Raw genomic sequence first — 22,308 nt, 5'->3', positions numbered from 1 at the left:
CCCTGAAACCATTTCCTGTCACGCTGAGCCCACCCGGTACCAAAGCCGGCCCAAAATGGCCATTCCTGCCCCTTGGGCCGCCCATTCCGTGCCAAAGCCACCGTCGCACCAGCAGAGCCTAGAATCGCCCGCAAACCCGCGCCAGCATTAGCGAGGGCCAAACTTATCCACAGCCCCGGTCAGTGCCAAAGCGATCACTCCCCCACTCTCCATCCCGGGGATGCCCCATGGCGGGCGGCGTGCGGCACCGGGCCGTTCGGGTCAAGCTGCCGTGCTCAGGTCACGGCATTCCGTTGGTTGAACTCGGGGCGCTGCCATTCGCCGCTGTCGAGCACCTGGCGCAGGTGCTCCACGGCATTCCACACGTCCTCGAAGCCCAGGTACAGCGGCGTGAAGCCGAAGCGCAGGATGTCCGGGTACGCGCCATCGCCCTTGCGGAAGTCGCCGACCACGCGGCGGGCGATGAGGGCTTGCACGATGGCGTAGGCATATTCGGCACGGGTCAGGCACACCTGCGAGCCGCGCTGCGCGTGGTCGCGCGGCGTGGCCAGGCCCAGGCCGTGGCCCGCGCAGCGCTCCTCGACGAGTGCGATGAACAGGTCGGTGAGCGCCAGCGACTTTGTGCGCAGCGCCGCCATGCCGCCCAGGGCTTCGGCGGCGGTGAACACGTCCAGCCCGCACTGCAGCGCCGACAGGCTGATGATGGGCTGCGTGCCGCACAGGTAGCGCGTGATGCCCGGCGCGGGCTGGTAGCCGGGCGTGAACGCGAACGGCGCGGCGTGGCCCCACCAGCCGGACAGGGGCTGCAAGAACTTCGCATCCGGCCTGTCCGCATGGCGCGGGTGTACCCACACGAAGGCCGGGGCGCCCGGCCCGCCGTTGAGGTACTTGTAGCCGCAGCCCACCGCAAAGTCGGCGTTGGCCCCGTGCAGATCGACCGGCACCGCGCCCGCGCTGTGGCACAGGTCCCAGATGCACAGAATGCCCCGCGCCTGCGCGGCGGCGGTGAGGGCGGCCATGTCGTGCATGGCGCCGGTGCGGTAGTTCACGTGGGTCAGCATCAGCACGGCCACGTCAGGGGTGAGCGACGCGGCGATCTCGCCCGGCTCCACCAGCAGCAGATCCAGGCCGCGCTCCTGGCACAGCCCCTCGGCGATGTAGAGGTCGGTAGGGAAGTTGCTGCGCTCGCTCACCACGCGCCTGCGCGCCGGGCTGTCGGCGCGGGCGATGTTGAGCGCGGCGCTCAATACCTTGAACAGGTTGATGGACGTGGTGTCGGTACACATCACCTCGCCGGGGCGCGCGCCGATGAGCGGCGCGAGCTGGTCGCCCAGGCGCTGGGGCAGGTCGAACCAGCTGGCGGTGTTCCACGACTGGATCAGGTCCGCCCCCCATTCGCGCGCCACCACGTCGGCCACGCGGGCGGCGGTTGCCTTGGGCAGCACGCCCAGCGAGTTGCCGTCCAGGTAGATCACCCCCGGCGGCAGCGTGAAGTGCGCGCGCAGCGGGGCCAGCGGGTCTTGCGCGTCGAGGGCGCGGCAGTCTTGCAGGGTGGTGGTCATGGAGGTTTGCTTCTGTTTTTATAGCTGATCGCGCCTGTCAGATAAGCGCTGGAGGCCGATTTGACCTGAAGTCTTGGTGTGTCATTCAAATCAGCAACCCCTCGGGAACCGGCGGCAGCCCGTGCCGCATGCGCGCCCGCTCGCAGGCGGGGCTGCCCGCCTCGAACTCGCGGCAGGGCGATGGCCGCCATTCGTAGATGCCGCAGGCCGCCCGCGCGCCCACCTTGCCGGTCAGCGCCGCGCAGCGGGCGGGCGAATGGTCGGTGCCGCGCATGCGGCGGGTGGTGTCGGTGACGTCAACCGCCAGCCCATCGGGCACGCTGCCGCCCTGTGCCTCGGTCTCGTGCGCCGAGAAGTCCACGCGAAAGCTCGCGCAGCAGGCGCCGCAGGTCAGGCAGGGGTGGATGGCGTCAGGCATGGGGCGCCATTGTCCGGCATCCCCCCGTGCCGGACAGGCGGCGAGGGCAGGGGAACCCCTTCCTACAATGGCGGATCAATGCCGCAGGCATCCACAACAACAGGAAGACCATGGAACACGGGCTCGACCAACTGCCCCTGCACGCCCGCGCCCGCGTCACGGGCCTGAACCCCGCCAGCGACGCGCAGGAGCGCGGCATCGTCCGGCGCCTGCTGGAGATCGGCTTTCTGCCCGGCGAGCCCGTGCGCGTGGTCGCGCGCGGCGGCCTGGGCGGCGAGCCCATCGCCGTGCGCGTGGGCCAGGCCACCTTCGCGCTGCGGCGGCGCGAGGCGTCGCTGGTGACGGTGCAGCGGGAAGCCGCGCAATGAACACTGCCCCGCCGCCCGAAACCCTGCGGATCGCCCTGCTGGGCAACCCCAACTGCGGCAAGACCGCCCTGTTCAACCTGCTCACCGGCGCGCGCCAGAAGGTCGCCAACTACGCGGGCGTGACCGTCGAGCGCAAGGAAGGCTTTCTGCACACCGCCAGCGGTCGCCGCGTGTACGTGCTGGACCTGCCCGGCGCCTACAGCCTGCACGCCCAGGGCCTGGACGAAGCCGTCACCCGCGACATCGTGTACGGCCAGCGCGCGGGCGAACCCGTGCCCGACCTGCTGGTGTGCGTGACCGACGCCACCCACCTGCGCCTGAACCTGCGCCTGGTGCTCGAAGCCCGCGCCCTGGGCCTGCCCATGGTGCTGGTGCTCAACATGATGGACGTGGCCGAGCGCCAGGGCATCGCCATCGACCGCGAGGCCCTCGCGCGCGAGCTGGGCATGCCCGTGCTGGCGACCGTGGGCGTGCGCGGCGGCGGTGCCGACGAGCTGCTGCAGTGGCTGGACACGGCCATGCCCGCCGCATCCACCACGTCCGCCCCGGCGGCGGGCGCAGACGCCGAGCAGGACGTGCTGCGCACCCACCAGGAGGTGCGCCGCATCATGGCCCTGGCCGTGCGCATGCCGCCCGTCAGCCTGCGCGCCGACGACCGCATCGACGCCGTGGTGCTGCACCCCGTCTGGGGCCTGTTCATCCTGGCCGCCACGCTGTTCCTGATGTTCCAGGCCGTGTTCAGTTGGGCCGAGCTGCCCAAGGGGTGGATCGAGGACGGCGTGGCCTGGCTCACCACGCAGGTCAATGCGCACATGGCCGACGGCCCGTTGCGCAGCCTGCTCACCGACGGCGTGCTGGCCGGGGCGGGCGGGGTGCTGGTGTTTTTGCCGCAAATCCTGTTTTTGTTCTTGTTCATCCTGGCGCTGGAAGACTCGGGCTACCTGCCGCGCGCGGCCTTTTTGCTCGACCGCGTGATGGGCACCGTGGGCCTGTCGGGGCGCTCGTTCATCCCGCTGCTGTCCAGCTTTGCCTGCGCCGTGCCGGGCGTGATGGCCACGCGCTCCATCACCGACTGGCGCGACCGGCTGGTGACGATCATGATCGCGCCGCTCATGACCTGCTCGGCCCGGCTGCCGGTGTACGCGCTGCTTATCGCCGCCTTCATCCCCGACCGCACGGTGGCGGGCGTGTTCAACCTGCAAGGCGTGGTGCTGTTCGCGCTGTACCTGGCGGGCATCGTGGCCGCCATGGCCGTGGCCGCCGTCGCCAAGCTGGCCCGCCGCGACACGCGCGCCACGCCGCTGATGATGGAGCTGCCCGCCTACCGCTGGCCCAGCCTGCGCGGCCTGGCCCACGGCCTGTACGAGCGTGCCGTTATCTTCATCCAGCGCGTGGGCGGCATCATCCTCGCCATCACCGTGCTGCTGTGGTTCCTGTCGTCCTACCCCGGCGCGCCCGAAGGGGCCACGCAGCCCGCTATCACCTACAGCCTGGCGGGGCAACTGGGCCGCTGGCTGGAGGTGATCGTCGCGCCCATCGGCTTCAACTGGCAGATCGCCATCGCCCTGGTGCCCGGCATGGCCGCGCGCGAGGTGGCGGTGAGCGCGCTGGGCACGGTCTATGCGCTCTCGGCCACGGGCGACGAGGTGGAGCGCCAGCTCGGCGCGCTGATCGCGGGCTCGTGGTCGCTGGCGACGGCCCTGTCGCTGCTGGCGTGGTACGTGTTCGCGCCGCAGTGCATTTCAACCATCGCCGCCGTGCGGCGCGAGACGAACGGCTGGCGTTACCCGGCCCTCATGACGGTGTATTTGTTCGCCATGGCGTATGCGGCCAGCTTCGTGACCTACCGCGTGGCCCTGGCATTGGGCGGGGGGTAGTTTTTATGGCGCAGAACCTGGTTGTCGGCTTGATCGTCATCGCCGCCGCGCTCTACGTGGGCTGGCGCTACCTGCCTAAAGGCTGGCTGCAGCGGCTGGGCGTGAAGCCCGCGCCCGGCTGCGGCGGGGACGATGGCGGGTGCAGCAGTTGCGGCAGTTGCGGGTCGGGACAGCAGCCGCCCGAGGAAAAGACGGTCGCCATGCCGCGCTCTCGGCAGCAATCAAATTGATAGCTGCTGGCGCTTGGTGCATAAGCGCTAGAGGCTGATTACTTCATGCAACCCGGCCCAGCAAAAGGTACTCCATGAGTGCCTTCTGCACGTGCATTCTGTTTTCCGCTTCGTCCCAGACCACCGATTGCGGCCCGTCGATCACGTCCGCATCCACTTCCTCGCCCCGGTGCGCGGGCAGGCAGTGCATGAACAGGGCGTCGGGCTTTGCGGCGGCCATCATCTCGGCGTCCACGCGCCAGTCGGCAAAGGCTTTTTTGCGCGCCTCGTTCTCGGCCTCGTAGCCCATGCTCGTCCACACGTCGGTGGTGACGAGGTCTGCGCCCCGGCAGGCGTCCAGCGGGTTGCTAAAGAATTGATAGCTGCCAGCGCTTGTCCCGCTTGGGCTAGAGGCCAATTTCTCATCAATCTCGTAGCCGCGCGGTGTGCTCACGTGTACCTTGAAGCCCAGCAGCGCGGCGGCCTGCAGCCAGGTGTTGGCCATGTTGTTGCCGTCGCCCACCCAGGCCACGGTCTTGCCCGCGATGGAACCCCGGTGCTCGATGTAGGTGAAGATGTCCGCCAGGATCTGGCAGGGGTGGTATTCGTTGGTCAGGCCGTTGATGACGGGCACGCGCGAGTTGGCGGCAAAGCGCTCGATCTTTGCCTGCTCAAAGGTGCGGATCATCACCAGGTCGGTCATGCGGCTGATGACCTTGGCGCTGTCTTCGATCGGCTCGGCGCGGCCCAACTGGCTGTCGCCCGTGGTCAGGTGGACGACCGAGCCGCCCAGCTGGTACATGCCCGCCTCGAAGCTCACCCGCGTGCGCGTGCTGGCCTTCTCGAAGATCATCGCCAGCGTGCGATCCACCAGGGGGTGGTGCTTTTCGTAGCTCTTGAACTTCTTCTTGATGAGCGCGGCGCGCTCGAACAGGTAGGCGTATTCGTCGGCGGTGAGGTCGGTGAATTGCAGGTAGTGCTTCATGGGTTGTCTCATTCGGCCAGCAGGGCTTTGACCAGCGGGGTCAGCTTGGCGACGATCTCGTCGGCCTCGGCAGTGGTGAGGATCAGCGGGGGCACGAGGCGGATCACGGTGTCCGCCGTGACGGACAGGAGCAGGCCCGCCTCGGCGGCGCGGGCGATGAGTGCGCCGCAGGGCTTGGCAAGCTCCACGCCCAGCATCAGGCCCTGGCCGCGCACGTCCTTCACGCCGGGCAGGCTGCCCAGCTCGCGCTGCAGCGCGGCCTTCAGGTGCGCGCCCACCGTGGCGGCGTTGTGCAGCAGGCCGTCTTCTTCCATGATGCGCAGCGTCTCCACCCCGGCGCGCATCGCCAGCGGGTTGCCGCCAAAGGTGGTGCCATGGTTGCCGGGTTGCAGCACGTTGGCGGCCTTGGGGCCTGCCACGACTGCGCCAATCGGCACGCCCGAGCCCAGGCCCTTGGCGAGCGGCATCACGTCCGGCACGATGCCCGCCCATTGGTGGGCAAACCACTTGCCGGTGCGGCCCACGCCGCACTGCACCTCGTCGATCATCATCAGCCAGCCGCGCTCGTCGCAGAGCTTGCGCAACTGCTGCAAATAGTCCACGCGCATGGGGTTGATGCCGCCTTCGCCCTGGATGGTCTCGAAGAACACCGCGACCACGTTGGGGTTGCCCTCGGTGGCCTTCTGGATGGCCTCGATGTCGTTCATGGGCACGCGGATGAAGCCCTCGACCAGCGGGCCGAAGCCGTTGTGGATCTTGGGGTTGCCCGTGGCGGACATGGTGGCAATCGACCGGCCGTGGAAGGCGCGCTCATAGACCACGATCTCGGGCTTGGCGATGCCTTTATCCACGCCGTACTTGCGCGCGATCTTCAGCGCTGCCTCGTTGGCCTCCAGGCCCGAGTTGCAGAAGAACACGTTGGTCATGCCCGACAGCTCCACCAGCTTGGCGGCGAGCTGCTCCTGGCCCGGCACGTGGTAGTAGTTGGACGTGTGGATCAGCTTGGCTATCTGGTCTTGCAGCGCGGGCACCAGCCGGGGGTGGTTGTGGCCCAGCGTGTTGACGGCGATGCCGCCCAGGCCGTCCAGGTATTCCTTGCCGTTCACGTCCCAGACGCGGCAGCCCTGCCCACGGGCCAGCGCGATGGGTACGCGGCCATAGGTGTTCATCACGTGGGGCGAGGCGGCTTCGATGAAAGCGGTCATGCAAGGGTCTCCAGAAGGCGGGTGTCAAAAACGAAGCACGATTCTAGGCGCGGCCCATGGCGCGGCTGTTGACGATTGCGCATCACTGCAATGCCCTCGGGCACGGAAACTGCATGCCGCCAGGGCGTGCTGGAGCGGGTCAGCTCTTATATAAGAGTTACAATGTACGCTGCAGTGCAGCATGCAGCGATCCTGTGTCTGGCGCGTCCCTCACCACACCTACCCCCCGATGGTTTCTCCCAGCTCCAAAGAAGTCTTCATCCAGGGCATCACCCACGACGGAAAGACCTTCCGGCCCAGTGACTGGGCCGAGCGGCTGGCCGGAGTGATGAGCCAGTTCCGCCCCGGCGGTAGTCGCCCCGGCAGCCACCTGAGCTATTCGCCCTGGTGCATTCCGACCACGCTGGGCGGCGTGAAGTGCGTGGTGGTGAACCGCGATCTGCGCGATTGCGAGCCCATGGCCTGGGACTTCGTCATCAACTTCGCGCGCGACAACAACCTGCAGGTGGCCGAGGCTTGTCTGCTGCCGGACGCGCCGCAGCCCACGCCCTGAAAATCAACCGCCCAGCAGCAGTCTGTCGGCCTGCAGCTTGGCGACCCAGGCTTTTTCAACGAACGGGTCGGTCACACCGTAGTGGCCATGCTTCACGCGCATGAGCAGGTTGGCGGCGGTCATCATGCCCAGAACGCCCTGCACCTCCTGCGCCGTTGCCTCGCGCCCGATCTGTGCCGCGTAGGCGCCCAGGGCTTCCGCCGTGAACACGCCCCTGACTTCGCCCCCGATGCTGCAAATGCGCGAGAACACGGCCTCGGCCAACGGCCCCATGGCCTCCACTTTCTGAATCTCCACGTCGGTCGCCGCAGCGCCCAGCGACTGCGCGATGGTGGGCAGGTGCTCGTCGGCCTGGGCGCCCGGCGGCAGGCTGCGCAGGACATTCAGGGCTTTCATCAGCTCCTCGGGTCGGCTGCCCATGCTTTTGAAGGCGGCTTCGGCCACGTCCGCCGACGGCAGCATCGCGCCAAGCTGTGGGCGCACCTGCGCCAGCACGTAGTCGATGAAGTCCCGCCCCAGCACCGGAAACTCGTTGGTCACCGCGCCGTTGAATGCCTGGTTGCCCTTGATCGTCAGCTCCTGCACCCGGGCGCGGTGCGACCCTGTGCCGATGAACAGGAAATGGCCCGGCGTGCCGGGCCGCGTGTTGATGGCGTCGCGCGTGGCCTTGAGCGCGTGCAGCAGCGTGTCGCCATCGGCGCTGCCCAGCGCGTGCTGCACCTCGTCCACGATCAGCACCACGTCCGTGCGCGCCTGGTCGATCAGCTCCGTGAACGCCTGGGCCAGGCTCACGCCCTTGTCCTTGCCCACGTCCGCGAGCTTGAAGCCGAACTGGAAGCCCGCCGCGCCCGCGTCGATGCTCGACACCTCTTTGAGCCGCCGCAAAATGGCCGAGCCGGGCGTCTGCAACTCCTTGAGCGCCTTGCGTATGGCTTCATGCACCAAGTCCGCCGGGTTGGACTGGGGCTGGCTCCACAAATCCACATAGACCACGATGGCGCCCAGCGCCTCCAGGGCGGGGATGAGGTCGGTGGCAAGGAACGTGGTCTTGCCCACCCGCCGCTGGCCCGACAGGAACAGGCCCGAGCGCAGCGAGGTGTCCAGGAACGAGGGCCGCAGCAACTGGGTAGCCATCTGCTGTGCCAGGGCTGTGCGGTGGAAGGTCATGGTTTAGGGTGTTTTATGAAATTCGTATAATTATGCCAATTCAATAATTTACCGTAAAGCGACGATCAAGAACCGGTTCCCCAACGAAAAAACCGCCCGAAGGCGGTTTTGTTCGTTGCTGGCAGCGCACCCGTGACAAACGGCGGGCGGCGGATGGCCGCCCGGGCTGTTGGCCTGAAAAGGTCAGGCGGTGAAATTAAGCGGCAAGTGCCAGGGCTTTCACCTTGGCGGACAGGCGGCTCTTGTCGCGGGCGGCCTTGTTCTTGTGGAAGATGCCCTTGTCGGCCACGGAGTCAACCACGGCCTGCATCTTGGCGAACAGTTCGCTCGCCTTGGTCTTGTCGCCAGCCAGAACAGCCTTCTCGACGTTCTTGACTGCCGTGCGGTACTTGGAGCGCAGCGAGGTGTTCGCGGCGTTGATCTTCACGTCCTGGCGGACGCGTTTGCGGCCCGACGCCAGGCGCGGGTTCTTTTTCTTGGGCTTGGTGGATGCCATTGATTCGTTCCTAAAGGTTTGTGGATGTTGCCAGCAAAGCCTGCGATTATAGCCCAGGGCGCTTTTGCCGGGGCGCTACACTCCCGCCGGTGTCCCTGCTCAAAGCCGCTTCCACCGTCTCTTTGCTCACCCTGGCCTCGCGCGTGACGGGGCTGATGAGCCAACTGCTCATGGCATCGATCTTCGGGGCCAACGCCCTGACCGACGCCTTCCAGGTCGCCTTCCGCATCCCCAACCTGTTCCGCCGCCTGTTCGCCGAAGGGGCGTTCAGCCAGGCGTTCGTGCCCGTGCTGGGCACCACGCGCACGCAGCAGGGCGAGGAGGCCACCAAGCAACTCATCTCCGCCGTCGCCACCGCCCTGGCCTGGGTGCTGCTGCTGACCTGCATCCTGGGCGTGCTGGGCGCGCCCGTGCTGGTGTGGCTGCTCGCCAGCGGCCTGCGCCAGAGTGGCGGGGCGTACGACGCCGCCGTGCTCATGACGCGCTGGATGTTCCCCTACATCGGCTTCATGTCGCTGGTGGCGCTGTCGGCGGGCATCCTCAACACTTGGCGGCACTTTGCCGTGCCTGCGGCGTCGCCGGTGCTGCTCAACGTCTGCATGATCGCCGCCGCCCTGCTGGGCGCGCCGCAGTTCGAGGCGCGCGGCATCGAGCCCATCTACGCCATGGCGGGCGGCGTGATGCTGGGCGGCGTGCTGCAGCTCGCGGTGCAGGTGCCCGCGCTCCTGCGCCTGGGGCTGCTGCCGCGCATCGGCGTCACCTGGGGCGCCGTGCGCGCCGCCTGGGCCGCGCCGGGCGTGCGCCGCGTGCTCACGCTCATGGGCCCCGCCGTGCTGGGCGTGGGCGTGGCGCAGATCTCGCTGATGATCAACACCCAGATCGCCTCGTACCTCGCGCCGGGCAGCGTCACCTGGCTGTTCTATGCCGACCGGCTCATGGAGTTCCCCACCGCGCTGCTGGGCGTGGCGCTGGGCGTGGTGCTCACGCCGCAGCTCACGGCGGCCAAGGCGGCGGGCGATGCACAAAAGTATTCCGCCATGCTCGACTGGGGCTTGCGCATCGTGGTGCTGCTGGCCGTGCCCTGCGCCGTGGCGCTGCTCACCTTCGCCACGCCGCTGGTCGCCACGCTGTTCCACTACGGCAAGCTCACCGACGGCGACGTGGGGCAGATCGCGCTGGCGCTGTCGGGCTACGGCGCGGGGCTGGTGGGCATCGTGGCGGTCAAGGTGCTGGCGCCCGGCTACTACGCCAGCCAGGACATCCGCACGCCCGTCAAGATCGCCATCGTGGTGCTGGTCGTCACGCAGCTGCTCAACATTGCCCTGGTGCCGTGGATCGCGCACGCGGGCCTGGCGCTGTCCATCGGCCTGGGGGCGCTCGTCAACGCGCTGTGGCTGCTGATCGGCCTGCTGCGGCGCGGCAGCTACCAGCCGCAGCCGGGCTGGGGCAGGTTCGCGCTGCAGGTGGTGGCCGCCAGCGCCCTGCTGGCCGTGCTGCTGGTATGGGGCGCGCAGTATTTCGACTGGGTGGACATGAAGGGCCAGGCCGCGCGGCGCGTGAGCCTGCTGGCCGCGCTGATGGCGGGTGCCGCCGTGGTCTATTTCGGCGCGCTGTGGGCGGCGGGGCTCAAGCTGCGGCAGCTCCTGCGGCGCTAGTTTGGTGGCATTTTTGCTACCATGCAGCCATGCGCGTGGTCATCGACACCAATGTCTTCGTCGGCGCCTGTATGGGGTTCGGCGCTTCGCGGGGAGTGATCGAAGCCTGCCTGCGCCAGCGCTGCCTGCCGTTGATGGGGGCGGCCCTGCTGGCTGAGTACGAGGATGTGCTGCAACGCGAAGCCTTGTTTCGCGCATGCCGCCTCGATGGGGGCGAACGCGACGAGTTGCTGGACATCTTCCTGTCGTGCTGCGAATGGACGCGGGTGTATTACCTGTGGCGCCCCAATCTGCGAGACGAAGGAGACAACCATTTGGTGGAGCTGGCCGTGGCCGGAGCCGCAGACCGGCTGGTGACGCGCAACTTGCGCGATCTGCGTGCGATGGAACTGCGGTTCCCCGGCCTGCGGGTCGTTGCCCCCGAGGATTTTTTGCAGGAGCTGTGAAATGACCGCCTTGACCGTGCGTCTGCCCGACGAGAAATACCGCCGCCTCAAGGCCCTGGCGCAAAGCCGGGGCACGCCGCTCAACCGCCTCATCGACGAGATGGCGACCTTGATGCTGGCCGAGTTCGATGCGGAAACCCGCTTCAAGCTGCGCGCGGAACGGGGCGCGAACCGCGCCGGGCGCGGGCTGGAACTGCTGGAGAAAGCGGCAGGCCATTGAAGCCCGTATATGTCCCCCGAATCCGCTCTTTCTATCGCTTGACGCTGCCAGGCGCGGCGCGTAGAACGTGTTTACGATCTGTTCATGGTGCCCGCAAGGCAGCAAAAGGCCGCAATCTAGGCGCGCGGCGCAGGCCATGCTGGTGGCCTGGACAAGGTGCGCAACGACGAGTGCGGTCTTTTGCTGCCTTGCCCGAAGGGTTGCCCCGCAAAGGCAGCGTCTGCTGCGTTGCCCATCCTCGCCGCACATGAGTGCGGCTTGCGGTGGGCGCCTTGCATCCACTGCCTTTGCGGGGCAACGGGCACCATGAACAGATCGTAAACACGTTCTTAAACCCTGCCATGCCCCTGAGCCTTTCCGTTCCCTCCTCACTGGAGTACTTTGCATCGCTGGTGCAAAGCGACGATCACTTTCCGCTGCTCGAAGCCGCCGCCTGCCTGGCCCACGACGAATACCCCGACCTGGACGTGCAGCAACTGCTGGGTGACGTGGACCAGTTGCTCGCCCGCGTGCGCCGCCGCCTGCCCGCTGATGCGCCCGCGCTGCAGCGTCTGCGCGCGCTCAACCAGTTCTTCTTTGCCGACCTGGGCTTCGGCGGCAACGTCAACAACTACTACGACCCCGAGAACAGCTACCTCAACGCGGTGCTGCGCACGCGCCGGGGCATCCCTATCAGTCTGGCCGTGCTGTGGATGGAACTGGCCCAGGGCCTGGGCCTGCATGCGCGGGGCATCGCGTTTCCGGGGCACTTCATGGTCAAGGTGCTGCTGCCCAAGGGGCAGGTGGTGCTGGACCCCGTCACGGGCCAGTCCCTGAGCCGCGAGGAGCTGGCCGAGCGGCTGGAGCCCTACAAGCGCCAGCGCGGCCTGGTGGACGACTACGACGTGCCGCTGGGCCTGTACCTGCAGGCGGCCATGCCGCGCGACATCATTGCCCGCATGCTGCGCAACCTCAAGGAGATCCACCGCTCGCAGCAGGACTGGCAGCGGCTGCTGGCGGTGCAGGACCGCCTGATCGTGCTGCTGCCCCACGCCTGGGGCGAGTGGCGCGACCGCGGCCTGGCCCATGCCGAGCGGGGCAACACGGAGCGCGCCGTGGCCGACCTGGAAACGTATCTGGCCCACGCCGAGGACGGGCTGGACATCGACCTGATCGCCGACCGCCTGAGCGCGCTGCGCGGGCCGCTCTGAGTTGTCACGCCCCTGTCATGGGCGCGGGCCACCATGGCGCTTTTGCGTGCCTGTCTGAAAACCATGTTCCAGAACACCGATGACTTGATGCAGCGCATCGCCAACGACCTGATCGACAGCTACGACGAGGAGCTGGAACTGGAGATCGAGGACCGCGACCTGAACGGGCTGGACGCACCGGCCCCCAGCGCCGCCGACAAGCTGGCGCGCCAGCGCTACTTCAAGGAGCTGTTCCGCCTGCAGGGCGAACTCGTCAAGCTGCAGGACTGGGTGCAGCACAGCCGCCAGAAGGTGGTCATCCTGTTCGAAGGCCGCGACGCCGCTGGCAAGGGCGGCGTCATCAAGCGCATCACCCAGCGCCTGAACCCGCGCGTGGCCCGCGTGGCCGCGCTGCCCGCACCCAACGACCGCGAGCGCACGCAGTGGTACTTTCAGCGCTACGTGGCGCATCTGCCCGCAGCGGGCGAGATGGTGCTGTTCGACCGCAGCTGGTACAACCGTGCGGGTGTGGAGCGCGTGATGGGCTTTTGCACCGACGAGGAGTACGAGGAATTCTTCCGCACCGTGCCCGAGTTCGAGAAGATGCTTGTGCGCTCGGGCATCACGCTGGTCAAGTACTGGTTCTCCATCACCGACGAGGAGCAGCATCTGCGCTTTCTGGGCCGCATCCACGACCCGCTCAAGCAGTGGAAGCTGAGCCCCATGGACCTGGAAAGCCGCGTGCGCTGGGAGGCTTACACCAAGGCCAAGGAGACGATGCTGGAGCGCACCCACATCCCCGAGGCGCCCTGGTGGGTGGTGCAGGCGGTGGACAAGAAGAAGGCGCGCCTGAACTGCATCGCGCACCTGCTGTCGCAACTGCCGTATCAGGAAGTGCCGCGCCCCGTGGTGGCGCTGCCTGCACGCGTGCGCAACCCCGAGTACCTGCGCCAGCCCGTGCCCGCGTCCATGGTCGTGCCCGAAGTCTATTGACTGCTATCGTTAGGATAGCTGCCAGCGCTTGCTGAATAAGCGCCGGAGGCCAAAAATACCTGGAGAGTACGGAAGCGGCGCAGCCGACAAGGGCAGGGGTGCCAAAAAAGAAGCCAAAATGGCCTCAAGCGCTTGCTGGATAAGCGCCAGAAGCTATCGAATTAGTAGCGTCTACACCATGCGCGCCGCGACCAGTTCCTTCTTGAGGTAGGCGTAGAACAGCGGCGCCGCCACCAGCCCGGCGGGCCCGAACACCGCCTCGGCCACGAACATGACCGACAGCAGCTCCCACACCCCCATCTGCGTGCGGCGGCCCACCACCTTGGCGTTGATCACGTACTCGGCCTTGTGGATCAATATCAAAAAGCCCAGGCATGCGGCGGCAGCCAGCGGCGACACCGACAGCCCCACGATGGTGATGACCACGTTGCACACCAGGTTGCCCACGATGGGCACCAGCCCCGCCAGGAAGGTGAAGGTGACGAGCACCGGCGTGTAGGGCAGCGCCAGGCCCCACAGGGGCAGCACGAACAGCAGGAACAGGGCGGTGAGCAGGGTGTTGAACGCGGCGATCCAGAACTGCGCCGCGACGATCTGGCGGAACGCCTCGCCGAACAGCGTGATGCGCTGCGCGAGCTGCTGCGCCAGCGGGCCGTGCGCCAGTGCGGGCGGGCGCACGGCGGCCAGCGCCCCGATCAGCAGGCCCACGTAGGCGAACAGCAGCCCGGCCAGCCAGGCGCGCCCGGCCATGGCCAGCGCCCCGGCCTTGGCGCCCAGGTAGCTGGCGATGACGCGCTGGATCTCGGCCGCGCCCTCGGGCAAATGCGATGCCACGTCGGCGGGCAGCTTCAGGCGCAGCTCCAGCACGGTGCGGGCCACGTAGTCCAGCAGCTCGCGGTACTGCTGCGGGGCCTCGACGATGTAGCCGCGCGAATGCGTGGCGCCCAGGGCCAGCAGGGCCAGCGGCAGCAGCATCACCAGCCCGGCGGCCACGGCCTGCGCCACCCCGACCGTACGGGCCGAAGGCACGGCCTGGCGTTGCAGGCGGCCCAGCCCGGCGGACAGCCAGCGCGCGAGCGCCCGCGTGGCCAGAAAGCCCAGGCACACGCACAGCAGGCCGGGCAGCAGGCCGCGCCACATCACCAAGAGCAGCGCGCCAGCCACCAGAAGGTAGCTGGCGACCACGATGCCCCGGGTCAGGGGGCGGGGGGGCTGGGGTGCGGTCACACCCCGTCAGGCCACCACCACGGCGGCGCCGTTGCCGCGCGGGGCGATGGCGCCGATGGCATACACCTGCTCGCCCGCAGCCCGCAGCGTGGCGGCGGTGGCTTCGGCGTGGGCGGCATCCACCACCACCACCATGCCGATGCCGTTGTTGAAGGTGCGGTTCATCTCGATGTCGGAGATAGCAGCCGTTTTTTGCAGCCACGCGAACAGTTCGGTCTGGGGCCAGCTGCCGGCCTTCAGGTGCGCGGCGGTGCCCTCGGGCAGCACGCGGGGGATGTTCTCCAGCAGGCCGCCGCCCGTGATGTGGGCCAGGGCCTTGATGGGGTGGGCTGCGAGGGCGGCCAGCACGTTCTTCACGTACAGGCGCGTGGGCTCCATGATGGCCTGCTTGAAGGGCTTGCCGTCCAGCGTGGCGGGCAGGTCATTGCCCGCTCGCTCGATGCACTTGCGCACCAGGCTGAAGCCGTTGGAATGCACGCCGCTGGACGCCAGGCCCAGCACCATGTCGCCGGGTTTCACGTCCTTGCCGGTGAGGATCTTGCTTTTTTCGACCGCACCGACGGCAAAGCCCGCCAGGTCGTATTCGCCCGCCGGGTACATGCCGGGCATCTCGGCCGTCTCGCCGCCAATCAGCGCGCAGCCGCTCAGTTCGCAGCCCCGGGCGATGCCGCCCACCACGGCGGCGGCGGTGTCCACGTCCAGCTTGCCGCAGGCGAAGTAGTCCAGGAAGAACAGCGGCTCCGCGCCCTGCACCAGCACGTCGTTCACGCTCATGGCGACGAGGTCGATGCCCACGGTGTCGTGCATGTTCCACTCGAACGCCAGCTTGAGCTTGGTGCCCACGCCGTCGGTGCCGCTGACCAGCACGGGCTCCTGGTAGCGCTTGGGCACCTCGAACAGCGCACCGAAGCCGCCGATGCCCGCCAGCACGCCCTCGCGCATCGTCTTCTTGGCGAGAGGCTTGATGCGCTCGACCAGGGCGTCGCCCGCGTCGATGTCAACGCCAGCGTCTTTGTAGGAAATGGGGGTAGAGGTGGTCATGGAATGTTCAGCCAAGGGGGCGTGGCGCGAGTGCCACTAAAATTTGCGCGGATTTTACGGGTTGCGCACAGTGCGCCGCCCGCGCGTCCCCTCACCTTCCCCTTCTATTTGTCCACGCCAATCCCCCAGACCTGACGATGAAGCAGTTGGCATTGGACATCGGCCTGGCCCCCGCGCCCACCCTGGCGCGCTTCTTCGCGGGCCCCAACGAGGCCGCATTGCAGCACCTGCGCCTGGCCGCCGAGGACGGCAGCCGCTCGCCCGTGCCCACCTACCTGTGGGGGCCGCCCGGCAGCGGCAAGACGCACCTGCTGCGCGCCGTGCGCCAGGCGCTGCGCGAGCACGGCGCGGCCGTGGGCTGGCTCGACCCGTCCGTGGCCGAGCCGCCCGCGTTCGACGAGCGCTGGGCCGCCATCGTCATGGACGACGTTGACCTGTACGACACGGCGCAGCAGGCCACGGCCTTCAACTGGTTCGTCAACGCCGTCAGCCCGGCCAACGGCATGCCGCGCTGGGTGCTGGCCGCGGGCAGCGTGCCGCCCGCCGACCTGCCCCTGCGCGACGACCTGCGCACCCGCCTGGGCTGGGGCCACATCTTCCAGTTGCAACTGCTCGGCGAGGCCGAGCGCCGCGCCGTGCTGCGCCAGGAGGCCGACGCGCGCGGCGTGTTCCTCTCCGACGAGGTAATGGACTACATGCTGCACCGTTTCTCGCGCGACCTGGGCCACCTCATGCTGCTGCTCGACCGCCTGGACGCCTTCGCGCTGCGCGCCCAGCGCGCCATCACCATTCCGCTGCTCAAAGCCGCGCTTTCCGAAGAATGACCCGCCCCCGCCTCGCCCTGTTCGACCTCGACCACACGCTGCTGCCGCTCGACTCCGACTACGAGTGGGGCGAGTTCACCATCCGTATCGGCTGGAACGACCCCGTGGAGTTCGCCCGCCGCAACGCCGCCTTCTACGCCGACTACCAGGCGGGCACGCTCGACGTACACGACTACGTGTACTTCGCCACCGAGGCCGTGCGCCAGCGCGGCCCCGAGGCGGCCGCCGCCGCGCATGAACGGTTCATGGACGAGGTGATCCGCCCCGCCATCCGCCCCGAGGCCCTGGCCCTGCTGCGCCAGCACCAGGACGCGGGCGACGAGGTGCTCATCATCACCGCCACCAACGAGTTCGTGACGGCCCCCATCGCCCGCGCCCTGGGCGTTTCGCAACTGCTCGCCATGCAACTGGCGCGCGACGCCAGCGGCTGGTACACCGGGGAAATTGAAGGCATACCCACCATGCGCGAGGGCAAGGTGTACCGCATGGAACAATGGCTGGCCGCGCGCCAGCTCGGCTGGGCCGATGTGGAGAGCACCTTCTACAGCGACTCCCTGAACGACGTGCCCCTGCTCGACAAGGTGGATCACCCCGTCGCCACCAACCCCGACCCGCGCCTGCGGGCGCTGGCCCTGCAGCGCGGCTGGCGCATCCTCGACCTGTTCACCGTACACCCATGATCAAGAAGTTCATCGACAAACTGCTGGGCAAGCCCGGCGCGCCCGCCAGCGGCAAGCTGCGATTCGGCAAGCGCGAGGAAGTACCCGCCAGCGTACACGGCATCAACCCCGCGCTCGTGGACCGGCGCGCGGTGGACGTGGTCACCACGCTGCAGCAGGCGGGCTACCAGGCGTACATCGTCGGCGGCGCCGTGCGCGACCTGCTGCTGGGCCTGCGCCCCAAGGACTTCGACGTGGCCACCAACGCCACGCCCGAGCAGGTCAAGGGGCTGTTTCGCCGCGCGTTCATCATCGGCAAGCGCTTTCGCATCGTCCACGTGGTGCATGGCCGGGGGCGCGAGCACGAGGTCATCGAGGTCTCCACCTTCCGCGCCTACCTGGACAACGCCGCCGCCGAGGCCGTGAGCGGCAACGAAAAGACCAGCAAGGCCCAGCTGGCAGGCATGCAGCACGCCGTGGACGCCTCGGGCCGCGTCCTGCGCGACAACGTCTGGGGCCCGCAGGACGAAGACGCCACGCGCCGCGACTTCACCGTCAACGCCATGTACTACGACCCCGTGACCCAGGTCGTGGTGGACTACCACAAGGGCATCCAGGACGCGCAGAAAAAGACCCTGCGCATGATCGGCGACCCGGCCACGCGCTACCGCGAAGACCCCGTGCGCATCATCCGCGCCGTGCGCTTTGCCGCCAAGTTGAGCGGCCTGGGCTTCACCATCGAACCCAAGACGGCGGCCCCGCTCGTGCAGTCGCAGACCCTGCTGGCCGACGTGCCGCAAAGCCGCATGTTCGACGAGATGCTCAAGCTGCTGCAGACCGGCCACGCCATCGCCACCATCGAGCAGCTGCGCAAGCTGGGCATGGCCCGGGGCATCTACCCGCTGCTGGACGTGGCCGTGGAGCGCGCCGACACGCCCTTCGTCAAGGCCGCGCTGCAGGACACCGACCGCCGCGTGAACGAGGGCAAGCCCGTGGCTCCGAGCTTCCTGCTCGCCTGCGTGCTGTGGGAAGACGTGCGCACGGGCTGGACGCAGCGCCTGGCAGAGCGCCAGCACCCGCTGCCCGCCTTGCAAGAGGCCATCGACGAAGTGTTCGACCGCCGCATCGGCGACGTGTCGGGCCGGGGCAAGCTGGCCGCCGACATGCGCGAAATCTGGGTCATGCAGCCCCGCTTTGAAAAGCGCGTGGGCAGCACGCCCTTCGGCATGGTCCTGCAGCCGCGCTTTCGCGCCGGGTTCGACTTCCTGCGCCTGCGCGCCGACATCGGCGAGGTCGAGGAAGCCCTGGCCGAGTGGTGGCAGGACTTCCAGGGCGCCGACGACGAGCGCCGCCAGGACCTGATGGACCAGGCCCGCGAGGAACAGCGCGCCCGCCAGAAGGCGCAGCAACCGGTGGCCCGGCGCGTGCCGCAGCCAGCCCCCGCCGAATCGCCCGACGCGCCGCTGACCGAAGGCAGCGCCCCCAAGAAGCGCCGCCGTCGCCGCCGCAAGCCCGGTGGCGGTGGCAACGGCGGTGAGGGTGGCGAGGGCGCGGCGCCTGCCGCCTGACGTGACCATCGCTTTCATCGGCCTGGGCGCCAACCTGGGCGATGCGCCCGCCGCCCTGCGCACGGCCTTGCAAGCCCTGGCCGCGCTGCCAGAGACGCAGTTGTTGCGCACCTCGCCCCTGTACCGCAGCGCCCCGGTGGACGCCACGGGGCCGGACTTCTACAACGCCGTCGCCGCGCTGCAAACCCGCCTGGCGCCCCTGGCCCTGCTGCGCGCCCTGCAAGCCATCGAACAGGCCGCAGGCCGCGAGCGCCCCTACCGCAACGCCCCGCGCACGCTGGACCTGGACGTGCTGCTGTACGGCGACGAGCGCATCGCCACCCCGGAACTCACCGTGCCCCACCCGCGCATGGGCGAGCGCGCCTTCGTGCTGCGCCCCCTGGCCGACATCGCGCCCGAGCGGGTCAGCGCCGCGCAGTTGGCTGCCGTGGCGGGGCAGCGTATTGAAGTCCTGAATTGATAGCTGCCAGTGCTTGTGCAGCGGTCACGATGGGAATGCGCTGGTAATGGCCGAGCACCAGCAAATCCTTGTCGCCAGAGACGATGCAATCGGCACCGGCTGTCAGCGCGCAGGCCAGCACGGCGTCGTCGTCAGGGTCGCGGCAGGTGGGGGCAATGGGGTGCGGGTACACGAGATGGCACTGTTTCGCAAAGCTGTCGAACAGTTCATTGGGCCGGACATTGCGTGTGGATAGCAGGTGTGCAAACTTGGCCCGGCGCAGAACGCCTGCCAATTCTTCCAGCAGGGCCGGGCTGCTGAAAAACATGGCGTGGGTGCTGTTGATGATCTGGCGCGGTGCGCCACTCCAGAGAAGGCCCGAGATGATGGTGTTGGTGTCAGCGACCAGCCGCTGCATGCTTTTCACGGCGGTAGGCGTCGATTTCGGCCCGTATTTCGGCGTCATCCATCGGTGGGAGCGGGTCGGCGTCGAGTTTTTTCGTCAACTGCCGCAATTGCGAGCTTGCCTCGCGTGTGCGCAGCGCCTGACCGATCAGGGCGGCAACTTGTTCCGGCTCAAGCAGCCCGGCCTGGCGCGCTTGCCGGGCGAGGCCGTCGGGTAACTGGATGGTCAGGGTGGTCATGGCGGCGTGTCTCCATGTCGATGGGCCTAGCAAGTATCTGCGAGATGGGGTTGCGCAGCAATGCGGGCGATGTTTGCTTTTTTGATAGCTGCCAGCGCTTGCTGCATAAGCGCTGGAGGCCGATTTGACCCATATTCTTGGTCAATCCACCTTCGCGCCCGACGCCTTCACCAGCGGCTGGTACTTGGCCCGCTCTGCCGCCATGAAGCTGTCGAACTGCTGCGGCGTGGTGGGCACGGGCTCGGCCAGCAGCGCGGCGAAGCGGGTCTTGGTTTCGGGCGCATTCAGGGCGGCCACGAACGCCTTGTTCAGCTTGTCGATGACCGGCTTTGGCGTGCCGGCGGGGGCCACCAGGCCCCACCAGGTGTCGATGGAAAAGCCCTTGTACGTGGCCGACAGCGGCGGCACGCCGGGCAGCATGGGCGATTCGTTCAGCGAGGTCACGGCCAGGGCGCGGAGCTTGCCCGAGCGGATGTTGGGGGCTGCGGCGGCCAGGTTGTCGATGTTGAAGTCCACCTCGCCCGCCAGCAGCGCCAGCTGCGCGGGGCTGGCGCCCCGGTAGGGAATGTGCAGGGCGTAGATGCCCGCCTGCTGCTTGAACATCTCGCCCGCCAGGTGGCCCGCGCTGCCGTTGCCGCCGCTGCCGTAGTTGAGCCTGGCGGGGTTTGCCCGGGCGTAGGCGATGAAGTCGGCCACGGTGCGGATCTTGAGCTGCTCGGCGCGGGCGGCGTTCATGACCAGCACGTTGGGCACGCGCACCATCTGCGTGATGCCCGCGAAGTCCTTGCCCGCGTCGTAGGGCATTTTGGAATACAGCCAGGGGTTGACGGCGTGCGTGGCGGTGGCGGCGATGCCGATGGTCAGGCCGTCCGGCGCGGCCTTGGCGATGGCGTCGGCGCCGATGTTGCCGCCCGCACCGCCCTTGTTGTCGATGATGACCGTGCCCAGCGTGTCCCGCACGCGCTCGGCCAGCGCGCGGGCCGTCACGTCGATGGGGCCGCCCGCCGCGTAGGGCACGATCAGGCGGATGGTGTCCTGCGCGGATGCGGGGGCGCTTGCAAGGGCCGCTGTGGCAGCGGCGGCGATGAGGAGAAGGTGGTGTCTGCGGTTCATTGCGCCATTATGGTGCGCGCTGATTCGACCCGCCAGCCTCAGCCGCCGTGCTTGTCCGCCTCGGAGGTGAAGGCGTCGGCGAAGAATTCCTCGGGCGGCAGGCCGCGATGGGCGCTGTACGCCGCGCGCGCCGAGTCCACCACGATGGGCGCGCCGCAGGCATAGACCTGGTGGCCCGAGAGGTCGGCGAAGTCGTCGAGCACCGCCTGGTGTACGAAGCCGGTGCGACCCGTCCAGCCGTCCTCGGGCAGGGCGTCGGAGACGACGGGCACGTAGGTCAGCTGCGGCATCTCGGCCGCGCGGGCCAGCACCCAGTCGTGCAGGTACAGGTCGCCCGGGCGGCGACCGCCCCAGTACAGCGCCACGGGCCGGGTGATGCCCTTGAACTGCAGGTGTTCGATCAGCGCCTTGATGGGCGCGAAGCCCGTGCCCGAGGCCAGCAGGACGATGGGCTTGGGCGAATCCTCGCGCAGGAAGAAGCTGCCGAACGGGCCTTCCACGCGCAGGATTTCCTTCTCTTTCATCGCGCCGAACACGTGGTCGGTGAACTTGCCGCCGGGCATGTGGCGGATGTGCAGCTCCACGCCGGGCGCCTGGGCCTGCGCGTGGGGCGCGGTCGCCATCGAATAGGCGCGGCGCGCGCCGTCGCGCAGGATGAACTCGATGTACTGCCCCGCGTGGTAGCGGAAGGTGTCGGCGGCGGGCAACTGCAGGCGCACCAGCATCACGTCGTGCGATTTCTTTTCAAGCGCCGCCACGCGCACGGGCATCTTCTTGACGGGGTAGGCGCTTTCGTCGGTCACCTGGCGCGATTCGAGCACCACGTCCGTGAGCGGGCGGGCGCAGCAGGTCAGCACCAGGCCCGCAGCTTCCTCGTCGACCGTCAGGGCCTTGGACTGGTGCTCGCCGTGGTGTACGGCGCCGCTGATCTTTTTGCACTTGCACGAGCCGCAGGCGCCGTCCTTGCAGCCGTAGGGCAGGCCCACGCCGCTCCTGATGGCCGCCGCCAGGATGGCCTCGCCCGCGTTGGCGCTGAAGGCGCGGCCGCTGGGCCGCACGGTGATCTGGAAGGCGGTCGCTGCGCTGGTCATGGGGTGGGTATCCTCGCCGGGTCTTGTCAAAAAAAAACGGCCCTGATTTTGCCTTCAAACCAAACCCCTCTCGGCGCGCTGCCCGCGCGCTTTCGGCGCGAGCGCCTGCTCATCGTGGGCTGCGGCGACGTGGGCCAGCGCGTGCTGCGCCAGGTCGGTGGCCGCATGCAGGTGCTGGCGCTCACGTCCAGCCCCGCGCGCGTTCCCGCGCTGCGCGCCCAGGGCGCGCGCCCGCTGGTGGGCAACCTGGACGACGCCGCCACGCTGCGCCGCCTGTCGGGTGTTGCCACGCGGGTGCTGCACCTGGCCCCGCCGCCGGGCGAGGGCGCGGGCGGCGACGGCTGGTGGCGCGACCCGCGCACGGTGGCGCTGGCGCGGG

At 68.4% G+C, this 22,308-nt stretch carries 26 protein-coding genes; 14 read left to right on the top strand and 12 right to left on the bottom strand.

Going from position 1 to position 22,308, the window contains the following annotated elements; genetic code table 11:
- Window positions 1-275: 275 nt before the first annotated feature.
- Both kynU and QM569_RS14735 read right to left on the bottom strand, forming a co-directional pair.
- Complete coding sequence (kynU, locus tag QM569_RS14740) at window positions 276-1,562, bottom strand: kynureninase (protein WP_414987991.1); 1,287 nt, start codon at window positions 1,560-1,562, stop codon at window positions 276-278.
- 85 nt (window positions 1,563-1,647) lie between these two features.
- On the bottom strand, window positions 1,648-1,980 hold the full coding sequence (locus QM569_RS14735) for a YkgJ family cysteine cluster protein (protein ID WP_414987990.1): 333 nt from the start codon (window positions 1,978-1,980) through the stop codon (window positions 1,648-1,650).
- A 110-nt stretch (window positions 1,981-2,090) separates the two neighbouring features.
- Between QM569_RS14735 and QM569_RS14730 the strand changes: the two genes are divergently transcribed.
- The 3 genes from QM569_RS14730 to QM569_RS14720 are packed head-to-tail and all read left to right on the top strand — an operon-like array spanning window position 2,091 to window position 4,455.
- Complete coding sequence (locus tag QM569_RS14730; protein WP_414987989.1) at window positions 2,091-2,348, top strand: FeoA family protein; 258 nt, start codon at window positions 2,091-2,093, stop codon at window positions 2,346-2,348.
- A complete protein-coding gene (feoB, locus tag QM569_RS14725) occupies window positions 2,345-4,225 on the top strand; it encodes a ferrous iron transporter B (protein ID WP_414987988.1) in 1,881 nt (626 codons plus the stop codon). The genes QM569_RS14730 and feoB overlap by 4 nt, the downstream gene beginning before the upstream one ends.
- Before the next feature lie 5 nt (window positions 4,226-4,230).
- On the top strand, window positions 4,231-4,455 hold the full coding sequence (locus tag QM569_RS14720) for a hypothetical protein (protein ID WP_414987987.1): 225 nt from the start codon (window positions 4,231-4,233) through the stop codon (window positions 4,453-4,455).
- A 43-nt stretch (window positions 4,456-4,498) separates the two neighbouring features.
- Here QM569_RS14720 and argF read toward each other — a convergent pair whose 3' ends face one another.
- Window positions 4,499-5,419 carry an ornithine carbamoyltransferase gene (argF, locus tag QM569_RS14715; RefSeq protein WP_414987986.1) on the bottom strand — a complete coding sequence of 307 codons (921 nt, stop codon included), beginning with the start codon at window positions 5,417-5,419 and terminating at the stop codon, window positions 4,499-4,501.
- Between the two features lie 8 nt (window positions 5,420-5,427).
- Window positions 5,428-6,624, bottom strand: a complete 1,197-nt coding sequence (locus QM569_RS14710) for an aspartate aminotransferase family protein (protein ID WP_414987985.1) — start codon at window positions 6,622-6,624, stop codon at window positions 5,428-5,430.
- Between the two features lie 229 nt (window positions 6,625-6,853).
- Here QM569_RS14710 and QM569_RS14705 point away from each other — a divergent pair, with 229 nt between their 5' ends.
- Window positions 6,854-7,177 (top strand): DUF3579 domain-containing protein, encoded by a 324-nt coding sequence (locus QM569_RS14705; protein WP_414987984.1) that lies wholly within the window; start codon window positions 6,854-6,856, stop codon window positions 7,175-7,177.
- Window positions 7,178-7,180: 3 nt separating this feature from the next.
- On the opposite strand, the gene QM569_RS14700 is transcribed toward QM569_RS14705, so the two are convergent.
- On the bottom strand, window positions 7,181-8,344 hold the full coding sequence (locus QM569_RS14700; RefSeq protein ID WP_414987983.1) for an AAA family ATPase: 1,164 nt from the start codon (window positions 8,342-8,344) through the stop codon (window positions 7,181-7,183).
- 196 nt (window positions 8,345-8,540) lie between these two features.
- Complete coding sequence (gene rpsT, locus QM569_RS14695; RefSeq protein ID WP_414987982.1) at window positions 8,541-8,840, bottom strand: 30S ribosomal protein S20; 300 nt, start codon at window positions 8,838-8,840, stop codon at window positions 8,541-8,543.
- Window positions 8,841-8,929: 89 nt separating this feature from the next.
- On the opposite strand from rpsT, the gene murJ reads away from it, so the two are divergent.
- The 5 genes from murJ (at window position 8,930) to ppk2 (ending at window position 13,323) form a co-directional block, all read left to right on the top strand.
- Window positions 8,930-10,495, top strand: a complete 1,566-nt coding sequence (gene murJ, locus QM569_RS14690) for a murein biosynthesis integral membrane protein MurJ (protein WP_414987981.1) — start codon at window positions 8,930-8,932, stop codon at window positions 10,493-10,495.
- Window positions 10,496-10,524: 29 nt separating this feature from the next.
- On the top strand, window positions 10,525-10,941 hold the full coding sequence (locus QM569_RS14685) for a putative toxin-antitoxin system toxin component, PIN family (RefSeq protein ID WP_414987980.1): 417 nt from the start codon (window positions 10,525-10,527) through the stop codon (window positions 10,939-10,941).
- Window position 10,942: 1 nt separating this feature from the next.
- Window positions 10,943-11,161, top strand: a complete 219-nt coding sequence (locus tag QM569_RS14680) for a toxin-antitoxin system HicB family antitoxin (protein WP_414987979.1) — start codon at window positions 10,943-10,945, stop codon at window positions 11,159-11,161.
- Between the two features lie 341 nt (window positions 11,162-11,502).
- Complete coding sequence (locus QM569_RS14675; protein WP_414987978.1) at window positions 11,503-12,351, top strand: SirB1 family protein; 849 nt, start codon at window positions 11,503-11,505, stop codon at window positions 12,349-12,351.
- 63 nt (window positions 12,352-12,414) lie between these two features.
- Window positions 12,415-13,323, top strand: a complete 909-nt coding sequence (gene ppk2 / locus QM569_RS14670) for a polyphosphate kinase 2 (protein WP_414987977.1) — start codon at window positions 12,415-12,417, stop codon at window positions 13,321-13,323.
- A gap of 171 nt (window positions 13,324-13,494) precedes the next feature.
- Here the strand turns inward: ppk2 and QM569_RS14665 are convergent, their stop codons facing one another.
- Window positions 13,495-14,550, bottom strand: coding sequence for an AI-2E family transporter (locus tag QM569_RS14665; protein ID WP_414987976.1), 1,056 nt, complete (start codon window positions 14,548-14,550; stop codon window positions 13,495-13,497).
- A gap of 6 nt (window positions 14,551-14,556) precedes the next feature.
- The gene (purM, locus tag QM569_RS14660) at window positions 14,557-15,591 is read right to left on the bottom strand and encodes a phosphoribosylformylglycinamidine cyclo-ligase (protein ID WP_414987975.1); all 1,035 of its coding nucleotides are present in this window, start codon (window positions 15,589-15,591) and stop codon (window positions 14,557-14,559) included.
- A gap of 137 nt (window positions 15,592-15,728) precedes the next feature.
- On the opposite strand from purM, the gene hda reads away from it, so the two are divergent.
- Genes hda through folK form a run of 4 tightly spaced genes read left to right on the top strand, consistent with a single transcriptional unit; the run spans window position 15,729 to window position 19,102 of the window.
- Window positions 15,729-16,415, top strand: a complete 687-nt coding sequence (hda, locus tag QM569_RS14655; RefSeq protein WP_414987974.1) for a DnaA regulatory inactivator Hda — start codon at window positions 15,729-15,731, stop codon at window positions 16,413-16,415.
- On the top strand, window positions 16,412-17,095 hold the full coding sequence (locus QM569_RS14650; protein ID WP_414987973.1) for an HAD family hydrolase: 684 nt from the start codon (window positions 16,412-16,414) through the stop codon (window positions 17,093-17,095). The genes hda and QM569_RS14650 overlap by 4 nt, the downstream gene beginning before the upstream one ends.
- Entirely contained in the window at window positions 17,092-18,642 is a 1,551-nt protein-coding gene (pcnB, locus tag QM569_RS14645; protein ID WP_414987972.1) for a polynucleotide adenylyltransferase PcnB, read from the top strand. The genes QM569_RS14650 and pcnB overlap by 4 nt, the downstream gene beginning before the upstream one ends.
- A 1-nt stretch (window position 18,643) precedes the next feature.
- A complete protein-coding gene (gene folK, locus QM569_RS14640) occupies window positions 18,644-19,102 on the top strand; it encodes a 2-amino-4-hydroxy-6-hydroxymethyldihydropteridine diphosphokinase (RefSeq protein ID WP_414987971.1) in 459 nt (152 codons plus the stop codon).
- Here the strand turns inward: folK and QM569_RS14635 are convergent.
- The 4 genes from QM569_RS14635 to QM569_RS14620 form a co-directional block, all read right to left on the bottom strand.
- On the bottom strand, window positions 19,047-19,547 hold the full coding sequence (locus tag QM569_RS14635; protein WP_414987970.1) for a putative toxin-antitoxin system toxin component, PIN family: 501 nt from the start codon (window positions 19,545-19,547) through the stop codon (window positions 19,047-19,049). The genes folK and QM569_RS14635 overlap by 56 nt on opposite strands.
- Window positions 19,480-19,725, bottom strand: a complete 246-nt coding sequence (locus QM569_RS14630; protein ID WP_414987969.1) for a hypothetical protein — start codon at window positions 19,723-19,725, stop codon at window positions 19,480-19,482. Before QM569_RS14630 ends, QM569_RS14635 begins: the two co-directional genes overlap by 68 nt.
- A gap of 141 nt (window positions 19,726-19,866) precedes the next feature.
- Window positions 19,867-20,838 carry a Bug family tripartite tricarboxylate transporter substrate binding protein gene (locus QM569_RS14625; protein WP_414987968.1) on the bottom strand — a complete coding sequence of 324 codons (972 nt, stop codon included), beginning with the start codon at window positions 20,836-20,838 and terminating at the stop codon, window positions 19,867-19,869.
- 38 nt (window positions 20,839-20,876) lie between these two features.
- Entirely contained in the window at window positions 20,877-21,929 is a 1,053-nt protein-coding gene (locus tag QM569_RS14620; RefSeq protein ID WP_414987967.1) for a CDP-6-deoxy-delta-3,4-glucoseen reductase, read from the bottom strand.
- 48 nt (window positions 21,930-21,977) lie between these two features.
- Between QM569_RS14620 and QM569_RS14615 the strand changes: the two genes are divergently transcribed.
- Window positions 21,978-22,308 (top strand): NAD-binding protein (locus QM569_RS14615; RefSeq protein WP_414987966.1); only part of this gene is annotated, 331 nt, incomplete at its 3' end.

Source organism: Acidovorax sp., assembly GCF_047607405.1.
Classification (GTDB): Bacteria; Pseudomonadota; Gammaproteobacteria; order Burkholderiales; family Burkholderiaceae_C; genus Acidovorax.
The sequence above is the reverse complement of the archived record's forward strand: the minus strand, read 5'-3'. Positions and strand labels throughout refer to the sequence as shown.

What these genes read in the sequence shown, in the direction of transcription:
- kynU (WP_414987991.1), bottom strand. Translation starts at nt 1,562, where the DNA reads ATGACCACCACCCTGCAAGACTGCCGCGCCCTCGACGCGCAAGACCCG.
- QM569_RS14735 (WP_414987990.1), bottom strand. Translation starts at nt 1,980, where the DNA reads ATGCCTGACGCCATCCACCCCTGCCTGACCTGCGGCGCCTGCTGCGCG.
- QM569_RS14730 (WP_414987989.1), top strand. Translation starts at nt 2,091, where the DNA reads ATGGAACACGGGCTCGACCAACTGCCCCTGCACGCCCGCGCCCGCGTC.
- feoB (WP_414987988.1), top strand. Translation starts at nt 2,345, where the DNA reads ATGAACACTGCCCCGCCGCCCGAAACCCTGCGGATCGCCCTGCTGGGC.
- QM569_RS14720 (WP_414987987.1), top strand. Translation starts at nt 4,231, where the DNA reads ATGGCGCAGAACCTGGTTGTCGGCTTGATCGTCATCGCCGCCGCGCTC.
- argF (WP_414987986.1), bottom strand. Translation starts at nt 5,419, where the DNA reads ATGAAGCACTACCTGCAATTCACCGACCTCACCGCCGACGAATACGCC.
- QM569_RS14710 (WP_414987985.1), bottom strand. Translation starts at nt 6,624, where the DNA reads ATGACCGCTTTCATCGAAGCCGCCTCGCCCCACGTGATGAACACCTAT.
- QM569_RS14705 (WP_414987984.1), top strand. Translation starts at nt 6,854, where the DNA reads ATGGTTTCTCCCAGCTCCAAAGAAGTCTTCATCCAGGGCATCACCCAC.
- QM569_RS14700 (WP_414987983.1), bottom strand. Translation starts at nt 8,344, where the DNA reads ATGACCTTCCACCGCACAGCCCTGGCACAGCAGATGGCTACCCAGTTG.
- rpsT (WP_414987982.1), bottom strand. Translation starts at nt 8,840, where the DNA reads ATGGCATCCACCAAGCCCAAGAAAAAGAACCCGCGCCTGGCGTCGGGC.
- QM569_RS14685 (WP_414987980.1), top strand. Translation starts at nt 10,525, where the DNA reads ATGCGCGTGGTCATCGACACCAATGTCTTCGTCGGCGCCTGTATGGGG.
- QM569_RS14680 (WP_414987979.1), top strand. Translation starts at nt 10,943, where the DNA reads ATGACCGCCTTGACCGTGCGTCTGCCCGACGAGAAATACCGCCGCCTC.
- QM569_RS14675 (WP_414987978.1), top strand. Translation starts at nt 11,503, where the DNA reads ATGCCCCTGAGCCTTTCCGTTCCCTCCTCACTGGAGTACTTTGCATCG.
- ppk2 (WP_414987977.1), top strand. Translation starts at nt 12,415, where the DNA reads ATGTTCCAGAACACCGATGACTTGATGCAGCGCATCGCCAACGACCTG.
- purM (WP_414987975.1), bottom strand. Translation starts at nt 15,591, where the DNA reads ATGACCACCTCTACCCCCATTTCCTACAAAGACGCTGGCGTTGACATC.
- hda (WP_414987974.1), top strand. Translation starts at nt 15,729, where the DNA reads ATGAAGCAGTTGGCATTGGACATCGGCCTGGCCCCCGCGCCCACCCTG.
- QM569_RS14650 (WP_414987973.1), top strand. Translation starts at nt 16,412, where the DNA reads ATGACCCGCCCCCGCCTCGCCCTGTTCGACCTCGACCACACGCTGCTG.
- pcnB (WP_414987972.1), top strand. Translation starts at nt 17,092, where the DNA reads ATGATCAAGAAGTTCATCGACAAACTGCTGGGCAAGCCCGGCGCGCCC.
- QM569_RS14635 (WP_414987970.1), bottom strand. Translation starts at nt 19,547, where the DNA reads ATGACGCCGAAATACGGGCCGAAATCGACGCCTACCGCCGTGAAAAGC.
- QM569_RS14630 (WP_414987969.1), bottom strand. Translation starts at nt 19,725, where the DNA reads ATGACCACCCTGACCATCCAGTTACCCGACGGCCTCGCCCGGCAAGCG.
- QM569_RS14625 (WP_414987968.1), bottom strand. Translation starts at nt 20,838, where the DNA reads ATGAACCGCAGACACCACCTTCTCCTCATCGCCGCCGCTGCCACAGCG.
- QM569_RS14620 (WP_414987967.1), bottom strand. Translation starts at nt 21,929, where the DNA reads ATGACCAGCGCAGCGACCGCCTTCCAGATCACCGTGCGGCCCAGCGGC.